General features: G+C 32.7%; 1 protein-coding gene and 1 pseudogene. Both read right to left on the reverse strand.

The genetic code is table 11. The features are described from left to right. Nucleotides 1-5,032, reverse strand: a 5,032-nt coding sequence (locus tag F3G70_RS11855; RefSeq protein ID WP_149732915.1) for an AMP-binding protein, incomplete at its 3' end; no start/stop codon positions are given. Between the two features lie 83 nt (nt 5,033-5,115). Continuing rightward, nucleotides 5,116-5,301, reverse strand: a pseudogene (locus F3G70_RS12365) (hypothetical protein); the annotation flags it as partial.

The raw sequence follows: 5,301 nt of genomic DNA on the forward strand, positions 1-5,301 counted from the left end.
GCATACGTTTGTTTGCGAATATGCTTGTTGATATTGCCAGGTTTTCTGAAGGACCATAGGATTCAAATGGACCGATGGAATCCGGTGCATTCAACTCACCAAGCTTCATTCCACCAAAACATAAAAGTTTGATGGTCGTTTCCATGCCGCTTTCAGCAAATAGCTTACCTACCTGGCTTGTAATGTAGGTATGAGTACATCCATGTTCAACAAAATAATCATTTAAAGCTTTCAAATCAAGCCTGATGTCTTCTGGAACTACATACAATGAACCTCCAGAAATGACCGGAGAATATAATGCGGCCGTATGTATATCAAACACATAAGAACAATGCATGCCATAAACATCACTGGAAGTGAAGTTTGTTTCATCAACATACCATGATACAAAGTTATTTATGGCTTTTCTAGTAACCAAAACGCCTTTAGGAACACCAGTAGTACCACTAGTATATAAAACGCAAGCAATGTCTTCGTCATCAACTTCAACACTATTCAAATGCTTTGAAGCTGAAATGTCTCCAGAAATGATGTTTGAAACATTAAGTATATCAATATCCAAATCATTCTTAGCAATGATGCTTTTCATGTGCTGTTCGGTATTCCTGTCAACAAGGACAGCTTTGGATTTAGTGTCTTCAAGCATGAAAATAACTCTTTCATCGGGATAGCTTGTATCAATAGGTACATAAATTCCTCCCATTGATAAAACACCCATGCTTGCAAGCAAAAACCATTCACTGCGATTTACAAATAATGCAACATAATCCTGTTTTACAACACCCAATTCATCTAATTTACCTGCAACCTCATTTGCAATGAATGCACCTTGCCCATGAGTATAACTAGTGTCCTCATAACCCACCAACACATTATCTCCATATTCAGATAAATTATCATTAAATGCATCCAGAATATCATCATAAGCCAGTTTATGTTTGGTTTGATTATAACTGTCTAAAAGCTCAATATCCCTATTGGATATGTAATCAATTTCCTTTAATTCACCAACCATAATCATTTCATTTAAAATTAACTTATAAGATTGGTTAAAGTGCTCAATGAAATTTTTAGAGTATATTGAAGAGTATAAAATTCTAATCGTTAGCCTATTCTCACCATTGTTAAATATATAAAAAGACAAATCCGCATTCAGGTCATGTTCCAACTCATCAACGCTATATTTCAAATCTTCTTTATTGATTACGTCGCTGAAAAGGTTATGTGAATATTGGAATAGGATATTTGAGTTCAAATCATAATCACTAGCTAAAATACGGAACGGATAGAGATCATACTTCATGACGGAGTTAATTAAATTAGAGGAATATTTGAGATATGAATTAATATCCTGATTTTTGCAGTCCATCAGGACAGGCAATGTTTTAACAAACATTCCAACAGACTTTGATAAATCAATATGGCCTCTGCCGTCCTCTATGATATTGAAGAGAACTTTGTCAGAACCAGTGAATCTTGATAATGCATATGCAAAAACGCTTGTGAAGAATTGGTTATATGTTATGGAATGATTTTGTAAAAATGAACTTAAATATTCCATATCCATATCAAAAGTATCAATAAGTTCAAATTCCTCATCAGTACCGTTCAAAGATGGTAACAAGCCATATACTTCATTATTATCTGCCAGCATATCATCAAAGAATTCACGGGCATTATCCATATAATCGGAATCGATGATTTCTTCAAATGCGATTTGCCTTAACGCTCCTTTATCAATAAAATCAGAATCTTCATTATCTAAAATAGAAGCTAATTTATTTAATAGGATATTCAGTGATGTGCCGTCAAAAATCAAATGATGAAAATCAGCGCATAGAATAATTGATGTGCCCTCATCTGCAACTAAAAATCGGGATAGGCATTTATCAAATTCAAATTTTCTGACAAAAGAGTGCATGTCATTTAAAGACCCTTCAATAATTTCCGGTTCAGCATCAAAAGCAAACGATAAAACTCCCCCATCATTTAAAACGCGAGCTTTCAAAATTGGAAACGCTTCAAACAATTTTATTAAAGCATCTTTTATTTCACCAGCAGAATAATTGTCCTTGAAGTCTATCTTAAATGGATTGTTGTATGCAGTGCCCATGTCATTGACGCTTTCATCAAGATAAACATTTAATTGAGATTCGGATAACGGGCAATGTTCATCAAAAGTGTATTTTTCCTCATCAACTGTTGAACGGACATTTAAATTAAATCTAATGTGATTTGCAATTTCCTGTGGTGTGGAAAGGCCTATCAATTCATTTGAAGATAAGCTGACATCCAATCTTTCATTCAGCAACAACTGCAGTTTCATTGCAGATAGTGAATTTCCTCCCAATGAAACAAAATCATCGTCAATTAAAACAACATCTTGATTTAAAACCTCTTTGAATGCATCAACGACACAAGAAATAACTTCATCAGTTATTTCAATATTTTCATTGTTTGTAACAACTCTCAATGATGATTTATCGATTTTTCCATTAGTATTTAAAGGAATCTTTTCCAATTCAATGAAAACAGATGGAATCATATAATAAGGCAATTCAGTTTTTAAGGCATCTTTAACTTCATTGATATCCAAATCATCAATGGTTGTGTAATAAGCTATTAGGTTATCATTATCAACATCCAGATAAATGTTTGAAATCTCTTCAAAGCTCTTCATGATGGTTAAAATTTCATCGGATTCAATACGAAATCCCCTAACCGATAATTGATCATCTTCACGTCCAATAATTTCGATTTCACCATCAAAATTATAAAATCCAATGTCTCCTGTGCGATACATTCTCTTATTAATCTCACTGTCACAGTATGGATTGTCCACATAAACTTTCGAGGTTGATTGGGGATTGTTGTAGTATCCTTGAGTGATGGCAGGACTGGAAATGCATATTTCGCCAGGAACTCCAATGGGCATCTGATTTCCATTTTCATCCAAAATGTAAGTCCATGTATTTGCAATAGGTCTGCCTACAGGCACTCGATCATCTTCAATATCATTTAAATCATAAATTTTGGTGATTGCAAAGATAACTTCTGTTGTACCATAAAAATTAACCAATTTGGTGTGCCTATCTTTTTCACTTAATTCATTTAATTTTGCACCTGCTAAAATTAAATAATCAAGTTTCAAATCTTCATTTTCGAAAATAGGAATGCCCAAAGTTGGCGGTAAGATTAAACTATTTATATGAGTTTCCTTGAGAGCTTTAGTTAATAATAAGCTATTCTTTTGTTCATTTTCGTTGAATAACCTGATGCATCCTCCCCAGAACATGGAAGCATTAATCAGGAATGATGCTACAAAGCTGAAACTGGCATATAATCCGATAACATCCCCTGGGGAGACGTTGAACATGTCCCCATATGCAGCATAGAACCACGGGAACTGTCTATTGTGAAACATTACGCCTTTTGGAATGCCAGTTGTACCTGAAGTAAATAGGATTGCAAATAAATCATCAATTTTACTGATTATTTCCACGTCCACATCTTTATTACGATTTAAATCTTCAATGGAGATGATATTTACATTCAAATCTAAACTTTCTGCAATGGTCCCCTTTGTGATGAGATGTTCTGTTTCAGAGATATTTAACATATGTTCAATACGATTAACAGGGAATAACAAATCAATCGGGACATAAGCAGCACCAATTTTATTCAATGCCAATACCAATTCCGGAAAATGATAATCCCGAGGAAGCATTAACGCTACACGGCTTCCAGGTCCGATATTATGGTTTTCATATAAATCGTTAGCTATGGAATTGCTTGATTTTTCCAGCTCCCCATATGAAACTTGATTGATTCCGTCATCAACTGCAATAGCATCAGGATTGGCGAGTGCATGTTCACGAAATGCTTCAGAAAACAGCTTGTCTTTTTCAACTTCAATGGTTTTTCCGCTGCAATAATCAGAAAGCAACGCTTTTTCTTCATCAGAAAGAATATCAACACTGCTTATTGCCTGATCAGGTGAACTTAAGACATTATTAATTAGGCATTCAATATTTCTCGCCATATGTTCCGCATAGACATCTGAAAACAATTCTGAATTATAAACAAGTTCCAAGGAATTTCCATAGATATTCAATGTTAATGCAGAATATTCTCCAGCATAAACTCTTATATTCTCATCAAAATCATTGAAATCATAAATTGAATAAAAGGATGCATTTTCATCCAAATAATTTTCAACATCAACTGCAGCATGATTCAAAGCGTTTTCAAACTCGGAACGAAATCCATTTAACAAAACACTGAAAGAATCATCATTATTGACATCGATTTTCAGCAATGTACTTTTATCAAATACTTCCGAATCGGTTTTTTTACCTGGAATGATGGTTTTTAATAAACTGCCACCAATTCTATTTATGCGTGAGAGATATAATGAGAAGGCACATCCATAAAAATCAAATAAAGAGCAATCATGATTCTCAATGAATGTAGAAACAGAATCATTATCAACATTGATTATTTGGCTATTACAAGCATTATTTTTTAGATTATAAAAATTGACGTAACTGCTTGAATTAGTGATATGTTTTGTCCAATACTGAGAATCCTTTTTGAAATTAGGGGAATCCAAATAGTCTTTTACACCACTATAATAAATTTCCAAATCCCTTTTTGGATATGATTTATTCAAATCAACAAATAATGCATGAAAATCATTTATTGAGGAATAATCAAATATTAATGAACTGATATTAGCTAAAATTTTTAATCCTTTATTGTTTTTTAAAACTAAAAACTTGTAAAGGGGAACGTTAATAATATAATCAAAGTTGAATCTAAAAAATGAATCGATAATTTTATCAATTTCATCCATTTCCAAATTTGAAACATCTCTAACCTGGTAATTAATATCCTCATCGATTAGATTTGCGTTAAAATTTTCATCAAACTGCCAATTTAGGGCATTTCTGACATTGCTGAAAATGTATTCAATTATTGAATAATCATAATTATCAAAATCTAATAAAAATTTAACTTCATAATGATTCAAATGAAACTCCCCAATATTAAACTAATTGAACTTTAAACAAAATCACGAACAACATAACTTACTTTAATATATAATTTATCAATTCAACAATTTAAATTAATCTGTTGAGTATCAATATAACTTGGTTCGGAAACTTCCTTAACAGTTTCGCACTCTTTAACCTCACCTATCAACAATGGCGAATTAGGATTATGCAACTTTTGGTTCCTTTTAACTAACTTAATGTTGCTGTTGGCGTAACACACTTCAAAATATCTACAACTTTTAGT

Source organism: Methanobrevibacter millerae (assembly GCF_900103415.1).
Lineage (GTDB): Archaea > Methanobacteriota > Methanobacteria > Methanobacteriales > Methanobacteriaceae > Methanocatella > Methanocatella millerae.